17 protein-coding genes, 2 pseudogenes and 1 riboswitch are annotated in these 17,451 nt (G+C 37.7%); of the genes and pseudogenes, 16 read left to right on the forward strand and 3 right to left on the reverse strand.

Features of this window, described 5'->3' with window-relative positions:
• Positions 1–58: 58 nt before the first annotated feature.
• Positions 59–463, reverse strand: a pseudogene (locus tag CD152_RS12100) (class I SAM-dependent methyltransferase); the annotation flags it as partial.
• Between the two features lie 147 nt (positions 464–610).
• Between CD152_RS12100 and CD152_RS00390 the strand changes: the two are divergent.
• The 3 genes from CD152_RS00390 (at position 611) to ldmS (ending at position 3,728) form a co-directional block, all read left to right on the forward strand.
• Positions 611–1,117, forward strand: a complete 507-nt coding sequence (locus CD152_RS00390; RefSeq protein WP_103214201.1) for a GrpB family protein — start codon at positions 611–613, stop codon at positions 1,115–1,117.
• Between the two features lie 69 nt (positions 1,118–1,186).
• Positions 1,187–1,283, forward strand: a riboswitch (SAM riboswitch).
• Between the two features lie 68 nt (positions 1,284–1,351).
• Entirely contained in the window at positions 1,352–2,548 is a 1,197-nt protein-coding gene (locus CD152_RS00395) for a M20 family metallopeptidase (protein WP_086039257.1), read from the forward strand.
• Positions 2,535–3,728: an L-aspartate--L-methionine ligase LdmS gene (gene ldmS / locus CD152_RS00400; RefSeq protein ID WP_103214202.1), complete on the forward strand. Its 1,194-nt coding sequence runs from the start codon at positions 2,535–2,537 to the stop codon at positions 3,726–3,728. The genes CD152_RS00395 and ldmS overlap by 14 nt, the downstream gene beginning before the upstream one ends.
• A gap of 106 nt (positions 3,729–3,834) precedes the next feature.
• On the opposite strand, the gene coaW is transcribed toward ldmS, so the two are convergent.
• Positions 3,835–4,647, reverse strand: coding sequence for a type II pantothenate kinase (gene coaW / locus CD152_RS00405; RefSeq protein WP_099482248.1), 813 nt, complete (start codon positions 4,645–4,647; stop codon positions 3,835–3,837).
• Between the two features lie 142 nt (positions 4,648–4,789).
• Between coaW and CD152_RS00410 the strand changes: the two genes are divergently transcribed.
• The 3 genes and pseudogenes from CD152_RS00410 (at position 4,790) to CD152_RS00420 (ending at position 7,941) form a co-directional block, all read left to right on the forward strand.
• Positions 4,790–5,605 (forward strand): GNAT family N-acetyltransferase, encoded by an 816-nt coding sequence (locus CD152_RS00410; protein ID WP_103214203.1) that lies wholly within the window; start codon positions 4,790–4,792, stop codon positions 5,603–5,605.
• A gap of 90 nt (positions 5,606–5,695) precedes the next feature.
• Positions 5,696–6,203: pseudogene (rpoE, locus tag CD152_RS00415) on the forward strand (DNA-directed RNA polymerase subunit delta).
• A 142-nt stretch (positions 6,204–6,345) separates the two neighbouring features.
• Positions 6,346–7,941: a CTP synthase gene (locus CD152_RS00420; protein ID WP_103214204.1), complete on the forward strand. Its 1,596-nt coding sequence runs from the start codon at positions 6,346–6,348 to the stop codon at positions 7,939–7,941.
• An 86-nt stretch (positions 7,942–8,027) separates the two neighbouring features.
• Here the strand turns inward: CD152_RS00420 and CD152_RS00425 are convergent, their stop codons facing one another.
• Positions 8,028–8,531, reverse strand: coding sequence for a DUF2529 domain-containing protein (locus CD152_RS00425; RefSeq protein WP_101141461.1), 504 nt, complete (start codon positions 8,529–8,531; stop codon positions 8,028–8,030).
• A gap of 57 nt (positions 8,532–8,588) precedes the next feature.
• On the opposite strand from CD152_RS00425, the gene CD152_RS00430 reads away from it, so the two are divergent.
• The 10 genes from CD152_RS00430 (at position 8,589) to prmC (ending at position 17,405) form a co-directional block, all read left to right on the forward strand.
• A complete protein-coding gene (locus CD152_RS00430; RefSeq protein WP_101141463.1) occupies positions 8,589–8,939 on the forward strand; it encodes a response regulator in 351 nt (116 codons plus the stop codon).
• An 87-nt stretch (positions 8,940–9,026) separates the two neighbouring features.
• Positions 9,027–9,884, forward strand: a complete 858-nt coding sequence (gene fdaB, locus CD152_RS00435; RefSeq protein WP_015912278.1) for a class IIb fructose-bisphosphate aldolase FdaB — start codon at positions 9,027–9,029, stop codon at positions 9,882–9,884.
• 193 nt (positions 9,885–10,077) lie between these two features.
• Positions 10,078–11,340 carry a UDP-N-acetylglucosamine 1-carboxyvinyltransferase gene (locus CD152_RS00440; RefSeq protein ID WP_101141466.1) on the forward strand — a complete coding sequence of 421 codons (1,263 nt, stop codon included), beginning with the start codon at positions 10,078–10,080 and terminating at the stop codon, positions 11,338–11,340.
• Between the two features lie 128 nt (positions 11,341–11,468).
• Positions 11,469–11,807 carry a winged helix-turn-helix transcriptional regulator gene (locus CD152_RS00445; protein WP_015912276.1) on the forward strand — a complete coding sequence of 113 codons (339 nt, stop codon included), beginning with the start codon at positions 11,469–11,471 and terminating at the stop codon, positions 11,805–11,807.
• A gap of 114 nt (positions 11,808–11,921) precedes the next feature.
• Complete coding sequence (gene glpX / locus CD152_RS00450) at positions 11,922–12,899, forward strand: class II fructose-bisphosphatase (RefSeq protein ID WP_015912275.1); 978 nt, start codon at positions 11,922–11,924, stop codon at positions 12,897–12,899.
• Between the two features lie 222 nt (positions 12,900–13,121).
• A complete protein-coding gene (gene rho, locus CD152_RS00455) occupies positions 13,122–14,438 on the forward strand; it encodes a transcription termination factor Rho (RefSeq protein ID WP_099482256.1) in 1,317 nt (438 codons plus the stop codon).
• A gap of 113 nt (positions 14,439–14,551) precedes the next feature.
• Positions 14,552–14,809 carry a type B 50S ribosomal protein L31 gene (locus CD152_RS00460; protein ID WP_086039247.1) on the forward strand — a complete coding sequence of 86 codons (258 nt, stop codon included), beginning with the start codon at positions 14,552–14,554 and terminating at the stop codon, positions 14,807–14,809.
• A gap of 102 nt (positions 14,810–14,911) precedes the next feature.
• Complete coding sequence (locus CD152_RS00465) at positions 14,912–15,487, forward strand: thymidine kinase (protein ID WP_015912272.1); 576 nt, start codon at positions 14,912–14,914, stop codon at positions 15,485–15,487.
• An 18-nt stretch (positions 15,488–15,505) separates the two neighbouring features.
• Positions 15,506–16,582: a peptide chain release factor 1 gene (gene prfA, locus CD152_RS00470; RefSeq protein WP_086039246.1), complete on the forward strand. Its 1,077-nt coding sequence runs from the start codon at positions 15,506–15,508 to the stop codon at positions 16,580–16,582.
• A complete protein-coding gene (prmC, locus tag CD152_RS00475) occupies positions 16,566–17,405 on the forward strand; it encodes a peptide chain release factor N(5)-glutamine methyltransferase (RefSeq protein ID WP_101035456.1) in 840 nt (279 codons plus the stop codon). The genes prfA and prmC overlap by 17 nt, the downstream gene beginning before the upstream one ends.
• Positions 17,406–17,451 lie beyond the last annotated feature (46 nt).

Consider the following 17,451-nt stretch of genomic DNA (forward strand, 5'->3'; position numbering starts at 1 on the left):
TAATCTGTTCTTTTTCATCTAAGGAATTGAACATTGTGTCCAATATAATGATATTTCCATCTTCAGAGAGAAGCGGCTTATAAAGTGCAATCGCTTCTTTCTTTTCTTTGTCCGTAAGGTGGTGAAAAGCAAAAGAAGAAATAAATGTATCAGTTTCTCTAGCATTGAAGTTCAGGAAATCGCCACGTTCGAACGTAATACCTGTCTTAGCTTCACCTAACTTTGCCATATCAATACTTGGTTCTACAGCTTGTACGTCCAATCCGCGCTGTAATAGCATATTTGTTAAATTCCCTGTTCCAGGACCAAATTCTGTTACGCGCTTTCCGACGTATTTTGTCGCTTCTTCTATCATGAAATCATAGTTTGAGAATACATCTTTGTATTCGGGGTTACGTCCTGTTACAGCATCATCATAATCTGATGCCCATTCTTTAAAAATATCCATAAAAGGTAAACTCATCGGTACACTCCTAATATTATTATTCTTATCAGATAACTCGGGATTAATAATAGCATGAATTTATTATTTACTCAATATAATAGTTTGTGAATTTGTGCGCAAAGAAGTATAATGTTCTAAAATGCACCTAAAGAAGGAGGGGAAAGGATGAAACAAGTGATGATTGTACCTTACGATAGTATATGGCAGCACCTTTACATAGGCGAAAAGAAAAGAGTGCTTCAGAAGTTAAAAAATATTAGTGGAATCCATCATATTGGGTCTACTGCTGTACCAGGTATGGACGCGCGTGCGACGATAGATATTGCAGTAGAGGTGAAGCGTGATATCGAAGCACTAGAGTTAGCAGAACTTGGATATTATTTAATCTGTCAAGAACAACGCTATAAAGTATATGCCACAAAGGATCATCAATTTCATCTTTTTGTGTATAATGAGGCGGATGAAGAATTATTGAAGAGTATTAAGTTAAGAGATTATTTTCGGACATTTTCAAGTGAGAGGGATCGTTATAGTACGTTCAAATGGGAGCTTGCAAGAATTTATCCTTTTGATTTCTCTTCCTATAAAAGAGCGCGCGACATCTTCTTGACTGTAGTTGAAGTTAAAGCCATGAACTGGAATGAATTGAGTGAGATTCAGAAACTAGGATGATACATGAAAAATAAGTTATCTTGTTGACAATCCTCCTTTTAAGTTCTAATATAATTGATAACAATTAAACACTTATCAAGACGGACGGAGGGACAGGCCCACTGATGTCCAGCAACCTGCAATATGTAAGGTGCTAATTCCTGCAGCTTATGCTGACAGATAAGACGTAAAGACATCCTTATCTGAGGGTGTCTTTTTTACTAAGTAGACTTAATTGAATTTAATTAAGGAGCAATGAAGATGAACGAACAGAATGTACTGAACTATATTGAATATAATAAAGAGGAATTTATTAAAATAAGCCACCAGATTCACGAACGCCCGGAACTTGGAAATGAAGAGTATTTTGCATCTAGTTTACTCATCAAGACTTTATATAACGAAGGATTTACAATTGAGCATGATATCGCAGGTCATGAGACAGGATTCATTGCGACATTTGAAAGTGAACATGATGGGCCGACGATTGCATTCTTAGCGGAATATGATGCTCTGCCTGGCCTTGGTCATGCGTGCGGACATAATATCATCGGAACATCAAGTGTACTCGCAGGCGTGAGCATTAAAGAATATGTGGAAACGCACGGCGGTACGATTAAAGTATTTGGTACACCAGCTGAAGAAGGTGGTGTGAATGGTAGTGCAAAGGCGTCGTATGTTAAAGCAGGATTATTCTCTGATTGCGATGTTGCATTGATGATACATCCAGGGCATGAGTCATATCGCACAGTGCCTACACTAGCGGTAGATGTATTTGAAGTCGAGTTCTTCGGTAAGACTGCACATGCTTCTGAGAATGCTCACAATGGGATTAATGCATTGGATGCAATGATCAGTTTCTTTAACGGAATTGCACAGCTTCGTCAGCATATTCGAAAATCTGATAAAGTACATGGTGTAATACTGGATGGCGGTAAGAGCGCGAATATTATTCCGGATTATACGAAGGCAAGGTTCTACACGCGCGCGATGAGTCGCAAGGAACTAGATGTGTTAACAGGCAAGGTTGAGCGTGTAGCTAAAGGTGCTGCACTTACTGCGGGTGCAGAGTATAAACTGAGTCACATTCAAAACGGAGTAAATGAGTTTATTCAAAATGATTTGTTAGATGATCTATTTGAACGTCATGCTAAAAAACATAATGAGACAATATTACATGATGATTTTGGTTTTGGATCAACAGATACAGGGAATGTGAGTCATGTTATCCCAACAATTCATCCGCATATAAAAATTGGGCCTTCAAGCTTGGTAGGGCATACTGTTGAATTTAAAGATGCTGCTGGTAGTGCACATGGGGATCATGCACTGATTCAAGGTGCTAAAATTATGGCGACGATGGCTTTAGAACTCATTGATAATCCGGATGAATTAAAAGCGATAAAAAATTTACATACAGTGTTGAAGGGGAAAGTCTATGACTATCAATAAATTAAATGTTTCACTTACGATGCGTGATTTATATGGTGATAATGTACTTTATACATCACGACCAAGCTATGGTTTTAATCCGTGGCTACAGCCTGAAGAACATCAGTCGAATTTATTAAGTGCCAGAGAATTAATTATTGCAGAGATGCCTGTTATTGTTCATAAAGCAACTGTGACTGAGAAGACATGTGAATTGTTTGGCGCAGCTGGAGTAGCGATGCCCAAAACATACATCACTTACGAAACACGTGAAGAGTATGAAACAGCTTTAAAAGAATATGCCGAGACAGGAAAGATATTCTTCCAATATGCGCACGAGACTGATATTGTGGACGATGATGATTATGTTGTACCACGAGATATATTTCTAGATTTAAATAACAAATCACTCATCGATCGCTGGACTGGTGGAGAGTATCTTCCAAAACGTGAAATTGTAAAAATTGATGATTTTCAAACACATGTACGTGAATGGAAGCTTCCTTTTGTTGTTAAGTCAGGTGATGAACATCCGACAGCAGGTGGATATGGTGTGATGCTGTGTTATACAGAAGATGATGTAGAAAATTCGATAAAACGTGTGCAGGCAGCAAATGGTACTAAGCAGTTGATTATCGAACAATTTGTTGAACCTGTTAAAAATTACTGCGTACAATATACATATAGTGAAGAGAAGGGCATCACATTTTTGGGTGCATCGCTTCAGATGGTAGAAAAATACGGTAAATACCGAGGTAATACAACAGATAGAAATGTACCTGAATCTGTAATTGAAGCCGGTAGAAAGATTATGGAAAATGGAGTAGATGCTGGTTATAAAGGGATTGCGGGATTTGATATATTGATAGATAAAGATGATAATCTATTTGTGATTGATTTAAACTTCAGACAAAATGGATCAAGTTCATTATTGTTGCTGGATGATGTACTAAAAGGGGACTATAAAAAGTCCCTTGCCTATTACTCTGATGGTGATAATGCAGCATTCTATGAAACAATTTTAAACGAAGTAAAGAGTGGTAACCTATTCCCACTAGCCTATTATGATGGGGATTATAGAGATAAAAATGGTTTTCCGTCACGCTTTATTTGTATATGGTATGGTGAAGACGAAGCATTCATCGATCAAAAAGCAAAACGATTTGAACAACGTTTAAAAAGTGAAGTTCATGAAGACTAGGAAAAGTAATATATTTGCAGCATCGGTAATGAGTGCGACATTGTTGCCGATGCTTGTAAGTTTAATAAAGATGCTTAAAAAATAACGTAAAGGCTCAGCCTTTACGTTATTTTTCATCCATTAATCTAAGTGTGCCCACAGCACCTGAATATTCTCCGTTTTCGATAAAGTAAGGTTTGAAGTTACGTAATTTAGTATAATTTACGACGATATCCTGTAATAATTTGTTGTCTAGAAAGCTAGAACCGATATAAACTACGTATTCTGCTCCAAACTCTCTAGCCGCATGGATAGACACTGTCGTCACTGTTTCTCCGACGATTCCGAGGACAGAAGCAATCTTATCTGCATCTGTAAAGCTTTCGGTATCTTTATTGTGAAGTACGTTCCCGAAGTTAGCGGCTGTAAGTTCACCTGGAATCGGTGTTTTATCACCTTTATAAATATGTTTTACTTTAAGATCGATAATGTCGCGGTTACCTGCTTTAGCTGTTGCAACGATATCTGCAAAATCTTCTTTCCCGGTCAGTAAGTATGAAAGTCCCATCATCATACCGCCACCTGCACCTGTTCCGCCTGCACGAATTTGTTTATTCTCATCAACAAAGTGGATGGAAGTTCCTGTACCTACATTGCTGAATACAAATTTATCGAGATGCATGTTATTTTCGTCTAAAAAGGATTGAATTCCTTTAAATGTCGCATCAAACTCGATTGATTGAAATGCATCCTGTGAAATAAGACTATTTAAATAGGTAGCTTTTCCGCCTGTTAGAGCTACTTGTGCGTCTGGCACAGTGTTGAGCCATGCTGCAACGCGTTCGATATCTGTAGATTTTTCTTTTTTATATGTAAATATATCGTTTTCAAGGATGGCAATTTTGATTAAGGTACCACCTGCATCGATTCCTATTTTCATCATAAACCTCACATTTTTTTATTTTATCTTATCATATAGGGTGATGTTTAGCAGTCAAAAATAAACTTTCATGTTCTAATATTTAAAAAATGGGTAAAATATATTTAACAAATAAATTGCAATGTACGGAGGCAAAGAGATAATGGAATTCTTAGGTTCTAAAATTAAAATTGTACAGTATAAAGAGGACTATCGTGAGGCATTAGACCAGTTCGAATTAACAGAGCGTCAAATGATTTATTCTTCTTTACCGAAAGAGGTATTAGATGAAGGGTTGATGGATCCGAATCGTAGGCCGTGTGTCGTGCTTAATCGTGACGAGGAGGTTGTAGGGTTCTTTGTGCTGCATCAGCACTATCAGCATGAAGGATATGACACGCCGATTAATGCAGTATATGTCCGCAGCTTATCAATTAATAATAAACTGCAAGGTCATGGCTACGGCACTGAAATTATGATGAATATTCCTGAATTTGTGCAGAGTGTATTTCCGGATTTCGACCAACTCTTCCTAGTAGTTGATGCAGAGAATCAGGCTGCATGGAACTTATATGAACGTGCCGGTTTTCTTCATTTAGCAACGAATCCTGAAGGTCCGATTGGAAAAGAACGTCTCTATTATCTAGATTTAGGTGCCGATTATGTTTCAAAGCTGCGACTTATTAAAGACGAAGAGGTTATTCGTCTTGAAAGAGATGGTCAGTTTGTTGGAGAAATTGAATATACAATTGAAGATACTACAGCACACCTTGTATCGTTTAACATTCATCAAGATGTAGATGTTATTAAACAAAATGTGTTGAGACAAATCGCTACTTTCCTTCGTCGTAATTTTGAATCAGTAGATAGAATTGAGGTCGATGTGTCAGATGATGATGCGGCGCTTTATTTAAGTAATAACTTTGTAGCGATGGATGCAGCAAATAAACATGTATTAACAAAGTTAATTAAATATTAATAGAGAAATTTTGAATAATTATTGCGCTTTTTGGAAGTAATTTGTTATGATGTAGTATAAACACTTTAGAGTTCTGAAAGGACGAATATAATGAAAATCTCTGAATATACTAAAGAAATGATGGACGAAAATTCTTTTATCGACTTAGCTTACATGGCTTTAAGCGAAAAAGGTAAAGAAGTAAACTTATACGAATTAATCGATGAATTTAAAGCGATTGGGAATTATTCTGATGAAGAAGTAGAAACGCGTGTTGTACAATTCTATACAGACTTGAATACAGACGGCAGATTCTTATCTACAGGTGAATATATGTGGGGTCTGCGTGACTGGTATTCTGTGGATGATATCGAAGAAAAGATCGCACCAACAGTTCAGAAGTTTGATATCTTAGATGAGGAAGACGAAGATTGCCTTATTAGGTGAGGATGAAGTGGAAGACGAACTTGATCTATTACCATCTGATGGTGACGAGGAGAATGTTGATACTGAAGACGAAGAAGTGGAAGATGAATTAGATGAGGCAGGCCTTGTTGTTGAACCGGATGAAGAATTTGAAGATGAAGAAGACGAATTCGATGATGAGGAAGAAGAATAATCATAGTTGACAATCTTCTTAAAAATGATTATTATTTTACTTGGGCTCCTTAATTTAAGGACGAACGTATAAAACATACGCTCCCAATGTACTTACTGTGCATGGGAGCGTTTTTTATTATTTTAATTTCCAGGAGGTAAACATGACAAAATTTATATTTGTAACAGGTGGCGTTGTTTCATCATTAGGTAAAGGGATTACGGCAGCAAGTTTAGGGCGTTTATTAAAGAATAGAGGACTGAAAGTCACGATTCAGAAATTTGATCCATATTTAAATGTTGATCCAGGTACGATGAGTCCTTATCAACATGGAGAAGTATTCGTAACAGATGATGGGGCTGAGACTGACCTTGATTTAGGGCATTACGAGCGTTTTATCGATATCAATTTAAACCAGTATTCTAACGTAACTGCAGGGCGTGTGTATTCTCAGGTATTAAAGAAAGAACGTCGTGGAGATTATTTAGGTGGTACTGTTCAGGTTATCCCTCATATTACAAATGAAATTAAGTCACGTTTACTGCTTGCGGGAGAATCTACGAAAGCGGATGTTGTTATTACTGAAATCGGTGGTACGACAGGAGATATCGAGTCATTACCATTTATCGAATCTATCAGACAGATAAAAAGTGACTTAGGACGTGAGAATGTCATGTACATTCACTGTACGTTATTGCCTTACATTAAAGCGGCTGGTGAAATGAAGACGAAGCCAACTCAACATAGTGTGAAAGAACTTCGTGGACTGGGAATTCAGCCGGATATGATTGTCGTGCGTACGGAATACGAAATGACAGAAGATCTACGCGATAAAGTTGCGTTATTCTGTGACATTGATAAAAAATCAGTAATTGAATGTCGTGACGCAGATACGCTATATCAAATTCCTGTAGCATTACAAGCACAGCATATGGATGATCTTGTAATCGAGCGTCTAGGACTTGAAGCAAGTGGAGAAGCAGATCTTACAGAATGGAATAAACTTTTGGACACTGTGCGTAACCTAGAAGGCAAAGTCAAAATTGCATTAGTAGGTAAATATGTGGCACTTCAGGATGCATATCTTTCTGTTGCTGAAGCATTGAAACATGCGGGGTACGAATTTGGAAAAGACATTGAAATCGATTGGATTAACTCAGAAGATTTAGATGTAACAAACTATAAAGAACGTTTACAAGATGCTGAGGGTATATTAGTGCCGGGTGGATTTGGTGAACGTGGTATTGAAGGTAAAATTCTTGCGACGCAATATGCGCGTGAAAACAACGTGCCATTCTTAGGTATTTGTTTAGGAATGCAGCTGGCAACAGTTGAGTTTGCACGTAACGTTGTAGGGCTTAAAGACGCGCATTCATCAGAACTTGACCCGAACACTCCTTACCCGGTTATCGCATTATTACCAGATCAGAAAGATGTTGTTGATTTAGGTGGTACTTTACGTTTAGGTTTATATCCATGTGAACTTAAAGAAGGTACAAAAGCACATGCAGCATATGGAACGACACATGTGGATGAGCGTCACCGTCACCGTTATGAGTTTAATAATGAGTTCCGTGAGCGCTTAGAAGAAAAAGGATTAGTGTTCTCAGGTTTATCTCCGGACGGGCGTTTAGTAGAAATCGTTGAAATTCCTGAACATAAATGGTTCGTGGCATGTCAATTCCACCCAGAATTTTTATCACGCCCAATGAAACCTCAAAAGTTATTCAGAGGATTTATTGAAGCGGCGATTCAATAAGATTATTTTGTCTAAGCTCTTACGAACGCTTATAAATGCAGATTCATAGGAAAATGCCCGAACAGACAACTGTTCGGGCATTTATTCTATGCTTCCTCTTCTTCAACTAACATTTCATACATGACATTATAAATGCCGTAATAAATAAAGTTCATCGCCATCATATGGGGCGTAATAATTCGGCTGAAGTTTTCGGTTGGTACGAGGGCGCGTGGTGTACTTAAATCAATAAAGTTCATCACATCTATACGGTCATCTTTATTACATACAAGAACGAAATCGATATCTTTTTGCTTCAGCATCGTAATAAATTCATGACAATCTTCATCATAACTGTCGCTCATCACTAAAATGCGATCTGTCTGATCGATTAGAGATTCAATAATAAATTTTTCTGTGTCGAATAATTTTTCTTTACTTTCTACAGCAAAGTCTTCGAAGTGTTTAAGGTCACCGAATCCTTTAACGTATATTTTTCCTTGGCCGACAACAGCTTGTGCAAGCAGTCGTGCTGCAATATCAATTTCTACTTCTTGCGCTTCTATTTTTTTAAAGATACCATTAAGTTGTGTATTAAAAATTTTAAACATATAAACCCTGCTTTCAAGTAATGATTGACTCTATCATAACATATTAGGAGAAATGTAATGAAAATACTTATCATTGATGACGAAATGAATATTCGATTGTTATTTAAAGAAATACTTTCTATTCAAGGTATAGAAGCTGATGAAGCAGAGCATGGTAAAAAGGGACTTGAAATGGTGATAGTAAATGATTATGACATTATTTTTTTAGATCGACGGATGCCTGTGATGTCTGGAGAAGAAACTTTGAGAGAAATGAGGAAATATACTGATAGACCAATTTACCTAATCTCTGCTTTCCGGACGGATGAACAAATTAAAAGACTTAAAAGTCGTGGCGCATCAGGAATACTGATGAAACCGTTTACTATTGAAGAAGTTGTGAATATTGTGCAAAAATACACAAAGTAGCTACCTTTATAAATGCAAATATAGGACGATAGTGCTATACTAAATCTATAAAATTAGTGCCTAACGCACACAAGGAGGATATTATCCATGCCATTAGTTTCAATGAAAGAGATGTTAATCAAAGCTAAAGAAGGTGGTTATGCAGTTGGTCAATACAACCTTAACAACCTTGAATTCACTCAAGCAATTTTAGGTGCTTCACAAGAAGAAAATGCACCAGTTATTTTAGGTGTATCTGAAGGTGCAGCGAAATATATGGGTGGTTTCTACACAGTAGTTAAGATGGTTGAAGGATTAATGCACGATATGAACATCACTGTTCCAGTTGCAATTCATTTAGACCACGGTTCAAGCTTTGAAAATTGTAAAGCAGCAATCGATGCTGGATTCACTTCAGTAATGATCGATGCTTCTCATCATTCTTTCGAAGAGAACGTTGAAATCACTAAGAAAGTTGTAGAATATGCGCATTCTAAAGGTGTATCTGTTGAAGCGGAATTAGGTCGTGTTGGTGGTCAGGAAGACGATGTCGTATCTGATGGTGTTGTATATGCTGATGCTAAAGAATGTCAGGAATTAGTTGAGAAAACTGGTATTGATTGCCTAGCTCCTGCATTAGGTTCAGTTCACGGACCTTACAAAGGTGAACCGAATTTAGGATTTAAAGAAATGGAAGAAATCGGTAATGCTACTGGTTTACCATTAGTATTACACGGCGGTACTGGTATCCCAACTAAAGATATCGAGCGTTCAATTTCATTAGGAACTGCTAAGATTAACGTAAATACCGAAAACCAAATTGCTTCAGCGAAAGCAGTTCGTGATACATTAAATAATGACCCAAACGTATATGACCCTCGTAAATATTTAGGTCCAGCACGTGAAGCGATTAAAGCGACTGTAATTGGTAAAATTAAAGAATTTGGAACTTCTAATAAAGCATAGTTATATATGTCAAGAAAAAGAGCACTCTGAGATTTCAGAGTGCTCTTTTTCTTGACTTTACATTGTAATGTATCTTATATTAAATTTCTATGGCTTTGCTTTGCATACAAATGTAAAATTAGTTTATAATAATATAAAATAATGAAAAATTAAAGATAAATAATTTGTGATTACAATTAAAGGAGTCCCGAATATGTCACAGGAAGTAATTAAAATCAGAGGCGGTAAACCGTTAAATGGCTCTGTTCAGATAAGTGGTGCAAAAAATAGTGCAGTTGCACTTATACCGGCTACATTAATGGCGAATGATATTGTGAAATTAGAAGGATTGCCTGAAATTTCAGATGTTGTTACATTGATGAGCTTACTAGAAGATTTAAATATAAAGACGGATTTAGATGGAGATACTTTAACGATTGATCCTTCAGAAGCGATTAATATGCCTCTACCGAACCATAAAGTACAGTCCTTACGTGCGTCTTACTATATGATGGGTGCAATGTTAGGGAAATTTAAGAAGTGTATCATCGGACTGCCAGGTGGATGTCCGTTAGGGCCACGTCCTATTGACCAGCATATTAAAGGATTTGAAGCGCTAGGTGCTAGGATTACGAATGAAGCAGGTGGCATGTATCTTGAAGCTGAAGAGTTGAAGGGTGCTAAAATTTTCATGGATGTGGTATCAGTAGGTGCTACAATAAATATTATGCTCGCGGCTTCAATGGCAAAAGGGAAAACAGTGATTGAAAATGCAGCAAAAGAACCTGAAATCGTAGATGTTGCGACGCTCCTTAACAATATGGGTGCTAAAATTCGTGGTGCGGGAACGGATACATTGAAGATTGAAGGTGTTGAAGCGCTGAATGGTACAACACACACAATCATCCCCGATAGAATAGAAGCGGGTACATATATGTGTGCAGCTGCTATGATGGGTGAGGATGTACTTGTAGAAAACATCATCCCACTACATATGGAGCCTTTAACTGCAAAGTTGAGAGAGATGGGCGTTACTGTCGAAATCGGTGAAGATTCCGCGCGTATTAAGAAACCAGATACATACAAACCTGTAACCATTACTACAAACGTATACCCAGGATTTGCTACGGATTTACAGCAGCCATTTACGCCGTTATTATTTAGAGCAGATGGTCAAAGTATCGTTACTGATACGATATATCCAGCGCGCTTTAAGCATGTTGAAGAACTAATGAGAATGAATGGTGATATTAAAGAATCTGACGGGACAGCAACTGTTCAAAAATCAAATCTTTCTGGAGCTGAAGTTGCAGCAAGTGATCTACGTGCTGGCGCATGTCTTGTAATCGCAGGCTTATATGCTGATGGTGTAACTACAGTATATAACGTCCGTCATATTGATAGAGGCTATAGTGGTATTGTAGAAAAGCTGAAAAAATTAGGTGCGGATATTTGGAGAGAATCTATTGAAGATTAAGACGGTCAATTGACCGTCTTTATTGTACATTATTGATATAAAAAATATACCATAGTATAATATTGTACTTTCTATACTAGATATATTTTTTATATCGTGTTATAATTGAGAAATAAAGAGGTGATATTATGGAAGTATGTCCATATTTAGAAGAGACGTTTAAAATCCTCGGTAGAAGTTGGAATGGATTATTGATCAATTATTTATCACGTTCTGAGAATAATGCAGCACATTTCTCGGATATTAAACGTGATTTAAAAACCATTACACCGAGAGCTTTGAGTTTGAAGCTTACAGAACTCTCTGAGTGGGGTCTTGTAGAGAAGAAAGTCATTTCCACAACCCCTTTGTCTATTAAATACGTTTTAACTGACAAAGGTATCTCGCTGTCGGAAGCAATGCATCCTATAGAATCCTGGGCGCAGGAACATCTAGAATTAGAAATTCCAAAGAAAGATGAGGCTTAGGCCTCGTCTTTTTTGTTGGTTTTATCACCTGTATATAATTACAAACTAATAGTATGTAAAATGGCGAATTATGTTATACTAATTAAGAAAATTAATGGTGATAGGAGAATGATGATGGAACGTAGTTTATCGATGGAATTAGTCAGAGTAACTGAAGCGGCAGCATTGAAGAGTGCAAAATGGGTAGGTAAAGGTCTTAAGAATGAAGCGGATGATGCAGCGACAACGGCAATGCGAGAAGTGTTTGATACAATTCCGATGGACGGAGTTGTAGTAATCGGTGAAGGTGAAATGGATGAAGCGCCGATGCTTTACATCGGGGAAGAGCTAGGAACAAAAGAAGGACCAGCAATTGATATTGCAGTAGATCCTTTAGAAGGTACTACTTTAGTAGCTGAAGGTAGCTGGAATGCCATGACAGTACTTGCTGTAGGTGATCGTGGGACGTTACTACATGCTCCTGATATGTATATGGAGAAAATTGCGGTTGGACCTGAATGTAAAGGTGTTGTTGATATTTCTAAATCTGTAACAGAAAACTTACAGGCGGTAGCAAAAGCTAAAGGCAAAGATGTCTCAGAAGTTACGGCAACATTATTGAATCGTAAACGTCATGAAGGTATCATTAAAGAAATTCGTGAAGCAGGTGCACGTATAAAATTGATTGAACACGGTGATGTAGCTGGTGCAATCAATACAGCGTTTGATTTTACTGGTGTAGATGTATTGTTCGGTTCTGGTGGTGCCCCAGAAGGTGTTATCGCTGCTGTAGGTATTAAGGCGTTAGGCGGCGATTTTCAAGGGATATTATTACCAGAAGATGAAGAGCAAGAAGCGCGTTGTCGTGCTATGGGTATCGAACCGAATACTGTACTGAAGCTTGATGATATGGTTAAAGGTGACGACGCAATCTTTGCAGCAACTGCTGTGACGGATGGTGAACTGATGAAGGGTGTACAATTTAAAGGTGGATTTGCTGAAACATATTCACTTGTTATGCGCGCGAAATCAGGAACGGTCCGCTTTATTCAAGGGCGACATAGCTTAGAGAAAAAACCAGGATTAGTAATTAAAGATAGCGACAGAATTTAAGTGAAGTCCGAATATTACAGGAGAAGTTTTTCGTTTACTGTAATATTCGGTTTTTATATGTAATATTGTATATAAGTTGTTATATAACAATAAGTAATATTCTTTTGTAATAAATAGAAATCGTGTTAAAATTAATTTGTTTGCCCCTATAAACTCCTTCAATTCCACTAAATAAATCCTTATAAATATATAAAACAATTTTTAATAGAAATGGGTGTCATTATGCCAGAAAAAATGAGAACAAGTCCACAATATGAATCTTTTCATGAACTCTATAAAAATCAGACAACGAAAGCTCTAACACAACGTGCAAAAGAATTAGGTCTTGTAAATTACAGTAAACTCAATAAAAAGGAACTCGTGCTTGCCATTATGGAAAAACAGATGGAAAAAGACGGGAACTATTATATGGAAGGTATCCTTGACGATATTCAGCCGGACGGATATGGTTTCTTGAGAACCGTTAACTATTCTAAGGGTGAAAAGGATATTTATATCAGTGCAAGTCAGATTCGTCGTTTTGAAATAAAAAAAGGGGATAAAGTTACTGGAAAAGTGCGTAAACCTAAAGAAAATGAGAAGTACTATGGTTTATTGCAAGTAGACTTCGTTAACGATCAGAACGCTGAAGAGGTTAAGAAACGTCCACATTTCCAGGCATTAACGCCACTCTATCCTGATGAACGCATTCGCCTGGAGACAACTAAAACGGCGTACTCTACGCGTATAATGGACTTGGTTACACCTATCGGATTCGGCCAGCGTGGAATGATTGTAGCGCCACCTAAAGCAGGTAAGACGTCGTTGCTCAAAGAAATTGCGAATGCTATTTCAGTTAACCATCCAGATGCAAAACTTTTTATATTATTAATTGGGGAACGTCCAGAAGAAGTTACAGACCTTGAACGTTCAGTTGAAGCGGCCGAAGTAGTGCATTCAACGTTTGACGAACCTCCTGAACACCATGTGAAAGTTGCTGAATTACTCCTTGAACGTGCAAAGCGTCTTGTTGAAATTGGTGAAAATGTTATTATTCTTATGGACTCTATAACACGTCTTGCGCGAGCGTATAATCTTGTTATTCCACCGAGCGGTAGAACGTTGTCAGGTGGTCTTGATCCTGCAAGCCTTCATAAGCCGAAAGCATTCTTCGGTGCAGCGCGTAATATCGAAGCAGGAGGAAGTTTGACGATACTATCAACAGCACTTGTAGAAACAGGTAGCCGCATGGATGATATGATCTATGAAGAATTTAAAGGAACGGGTAACATGGAGTTGATGCTCGATAGAAAGCTAGCTGAAAAACGTGTATATCCAGCAATCGATATTCGACGCAGTTCAACGCGTAAGGAAGAGTTGTTACTCGATAAAAATGAGCTTGATATGATATGGCAACTTCGTAATTTGTTTACTGAGAGTCCGGACTTCACTGAACGTTTCTTAAGACGCTTAAAACAAAGTGAATCTAATGAAGATTTCTTTAAGCAATTAGGAGAACGTATGGTTGAAAGTGCGAAGACAGGTAAGCCGATCATATAAATTTATAGTTGCATTCTACACACAATCCATATATAATATGTAAGTATTGACGTGAAAATTATTCACGAATAAACTCTGTTCCGGATGGTTCAGGGCAAAGGAGCTGAAAAATAATGAAACAAGGAATTCATCCTGATTATCACAAAGTAATTTTCTTAGATTCTACTACAGATTTTAAATTCTTAAGTGGGTCTACACGTACTTCAAGTGAAACAATGACATGGGAAGATGGAAACGAATATCCAGTTATTCGTTTAGATATCTCATCTGATTCACACCCATTCTACACAGGACGTCAAAAATTCGCATCTGCGGATGGTCGTGTGGAACGTTTCAACAAAAAGTTCGGATTCAAATCAAGCAACCAATAATTCAAATGATCCCATGGCCAGTTTTGGTTGTGGGATTTTTTATTTTTTATAAACAATTTATGATATAATTAATCGATTATTGTTTATAAAGGTGGCATTCAAATGTATGAGCATTACCATTCAGGTTGGATAGAATGTGTTACAGGAAGCATGTTTAGTGGGAAAAGTGAAGAGTTGATTCGCCGCGTGCGACGTGGGCTTTTTGCGAAACAAAAAGTGATTGTATTTAAACCGTCTATAGATGATAGATATAGTGAGCTAGAAGTTGTATCACACAACGGCAATAAAGTAGAGGCTGTAAATGTACATCATTCATCAGAAATATTAGAACATGTGAAAGAGGCGCATGATATTATAGCGATAGATGAAGTGCAGTTCTTTGATAATGATATCGTAGGTGTTGCAACACAGCTTGCAGAAGAAGGATATAGAGTGATTGTAGCCGGACTGGATATGGACTTTAGGGGAGTTCCGTTTGAGCCAGTACCAGAACTCATGGCAGTTAGCGAACATGTGACGAAACTTCAGGCCGTTTGCAGTGTGTGTGGGGCACCAAGCTCCCGTACGCAGCGATTAATAGATGGGGTGCCTGCCAAGTTTGATGATCCAATTATACTTGTTGGCGCAAAGGAAAGTTATGAACCAAGATGTAGGGAACATCATGTCGTACCTAAATAAAATTTAAAGGAGAATATTATGTTTGATCAGTTAGAAATTGTAGAACAGCGTTATGAACAGTTAAATGAATTATTAAGTGATCCGGATATCGTAAGTGATACCGATAAATTAAGAGAATACTCAAAAGAACAGGCTGACCTTCAGGAAACGGTCGAAGTGTATAGAGGATATAAAGAAGTAAAACAGCAACTTGAAGAAGCATTAGAAATGATGGGTGAAGCAAGTGATGCTGATGAGCAAGAAATGATCAAAGAGGAAATCAATACATTAAAACCTCAAATTCCTGAACTAGAAGAAAGGATGAAATTATTATTAATCCCTAAAGACCCGATGGATGACAAAAACGTGGTTATGGAGATTCGTGGTGCAGCAGGTGGGGATGAAGCAAATATCTTTGCTGGAGATTTATTCCGTATGTATTCAAGATTTTCAGAAGAACAAGGCTGGAAGATTGAAGTGATGGAAACGAATGAAGCTGATCATGGTGGATTTAAAGAAATCAGTTTTACAATTATCGGTAAAGGTGCATACAGTAAGTTGAAATTTGAAAATGGGGCACACCGTGTACAACGTATCCCAACAACTGAAAGTGGTGGACGAATACATACGTCTACAGCAACAGTTGCTGTATTACCTGAAGTAGAAGATGTGGAAATTGAAATTCGTCAAGAAGATTTGCGTATTGAAACGTACCGTTCGTCAGGTTCTGGCGGTCAGCACGTAAATACAACTGACTCAGCAGTACGTATTACGCATATTCCAACAGGGATTGTGGCAACATCTTCTGAAAAATCTCAAATTAAAAACCGTGAAAAAGCATTGAAATTACTTAAAACACGTGTATTTGATGCGAAATTACAAGAAGAACAAGCGAAGTATTCTGAACAACGTAAATCAGCGGTAGGGACAGGTGATCGCTCTGAACGTATTAGAACATATAACTATCCTCAAAATCGTGTGACTGATCATCGTATCGGTTTAACGATTCAAAAACTAGATCAAATTGTTGAGGGTAAATTAGGAGAAATCATCGATGCATTAACAATTGCAGAACAAACGTCTAAGCTAGAAGCATTAAATGATGGCGTACTCTAATTTAAGAAATCTCATTAAAGAAGGTGAAATAGCGCTTATTAATGCACAAGAGCCAGCTATTGGAGCGACCTTTCTAATGATGGACCTGTTTGATCTTTCGAGAATGGATATTATGCTAGGTGAACGTCAGTTGAGTGATGAAGAATGTGCGCAATATAAAGAGGGGATTGCGCGGCTTGTTCGACATGAGCCGCTTGCCCATATTACTGGTTTTCAAATGTTTTATGAGCGCAAATTTATGGTGGATGAACGTGTACTCGTTCCCAGACCTGAAACAGAAGAACTTGTAGCGCTCGCTTTAGCGCATGTATCACAATCAGACGTTGTTGCAGATATAGGAACCGGAAGTGGTGCAATCGCAACAACGGTTCAACTAGAAAGCGGATGTACGATGTATGCTTCAGATATTAGTCGGGAAGCGCTGCAAGTAGCACTGCATAATATAGCGCTCTTAGATGCACAAGTGACATGTTTTGAAGGTGATTTACTGCGACCTATTATTGAAAGAGGGATAAAGCTAGATGCACTGCTATCTAATCCCCCTTATATTAGTCGAGATGAAGTGACAGAGATGAACTTGACTGCGCTCTTTGATCCTGAACTTGCGCTATTTGCAGAAGATGCAGGGCTTGTACTTTATAAACGTATGATTCAAAGTCTGCCGGAAGTTATGAATCAGGGTGCCTTTATTGCATTTGAAATCGGGCACCGTCAGGCGGAGGCACTCACACAGTATATTCACGAACATTTTAGTCATTTACGCGTCAATATACATAAAGACATGAATGGCAATGATCGAGTGCTATGGTTTAAATGGTGTTAATAAGTTATGCACAATTCTAAAAAGTTATACACATTTTGTGCATAAC

Source organism: Macrococcoides caseolyticum (genome assembly GCF_002902665.1).
Lineage (GTDB): Bacteria > Bacillota > Bacilli > Staphylococcales > Staphylococcaceae > Macrococcoides > Macrococcoides caseolyticum.

What these genes read in the sequence shown, in the direction of transcription:
- ldmS (WP_103214202.1), top strand. Translation starts at nt 2,535, where the DNA reads ATGACTATCAATAAATTAAATGTTTCACTTACGATGCGTGATTTATAT.
- CD152_RS00465 (WP_015912272.1), top strand. Translation starts at nt 14,912, where the DNA reads ATGTATGAGCATTACCATTCAGGTTGGATAGAATGTGTTACAGGAAGC.
- CD152_RS00410 (WP_103214203.1), top strand. Translation starts at nt 4,790, where the DNA reads ATGGAATTCTTAGGTTCTAAAATTAAAATTGTACAGTATAAAGAGGAC.
- CD152_RS00420 (WP_103214204.1), top strand. Translation starts at nt 6,346, where the DNA reads ATGACAAAATTTATATTTGTAACAGGTGGCGTTGTTTCATCATTAGGT.
- glpX (WP_015912275.1), top strand. Translation starts at nt 11,922, where the DNA reads ATGGAACGTAGTTTATCGATGGAATTAGTCAGAGTAACTGAAGCGGCA.
- prmC (WP_101035456.1), top strand. Translation starts at nt 16,566, where the DNA reads ATGATGGCGTACTCTAATTTAAGAAATCTCATTAAAGAAGGTGAAATA.
- CD152_RS00425 (WP_101141461.1), bottom strand. Translation starts at nt 8,531, where the DNA reads ATGTTTAAAATTTTTAATACACAACTTAATGGTATCTTTAAAAAAATA.
- CD152_RS00390 (WP_103214201.1), top strand. Translation starts at nt 611, where the DNA reads ATGAAACAAGTGATGATTGTACCTTACGATAGTATATGGCAGCACCTT.
- CD152_RS00430 (WP_101141463.1), top strand. Translation starts at nt 8,589, where the DNA reads ATGAAAATACTTATCATTGATGACGAAATGAATATTCGATTGTTATTT.
- CD152_RS00445 (WP_015912276.1), top strand. Translation starts at nt 11,469, where the DNA reads ATGGAAGTATGTCCATATTTAGAAGAGACGTTTAAAATCCTCGGTAGA.
- coaW (WP_099482248.1), bottom strand. Translation starts at nt 4,647, where the DNA reads ATGAAAATAGGAATCGATGCAGGTGGTACCTTAATCAAAATTGCCATC.
- CD152_RS00460 (WP_086039247.1), top strand. Translation starts at nt 14,552, where the DNA reads ATGAAACAAGGAATTCATCCTGATTATCACAAAGTAATTTTCTTAGAT.
- CD152_RS00440 (WP_101141466.1), top strand. Translation starts at nt 10,078, where the DNA reads ATGTCACAGGAAGTAATTAAAATCAGAGGCGGTAAACCGTTAAATGGC.
- prfA (WP_086039246.1), top strand. Translation starts at nt 15,506, where the DNA reads ATGTTTGATCAGTTAGAAATTGTAGAACAGCGTTATGAACAGTTAAAT.
- CD152_RS00395 (WP_086039257.1), top strand. Translation starts at nt 1,352, where the DNA reads ATGAAGATGAACGAACAGAATGTACTGAACTATATTGAATATAATAAA.
- rho (WP_099482256.1), top strand. Translation starts at nt 13,122, where the DNA reads ATGCCAGAAAAAATGAGAACAAGTCCACAATATGAATCTTTTCATGAA.
- fdaB (WP_015912278.1), top strand. Translation starts at nt 9,027, where the DNA reads ATGCCATTAGTTTCAATGAAAGAGATGTTAATCAAAGCTAAAGAAGGT.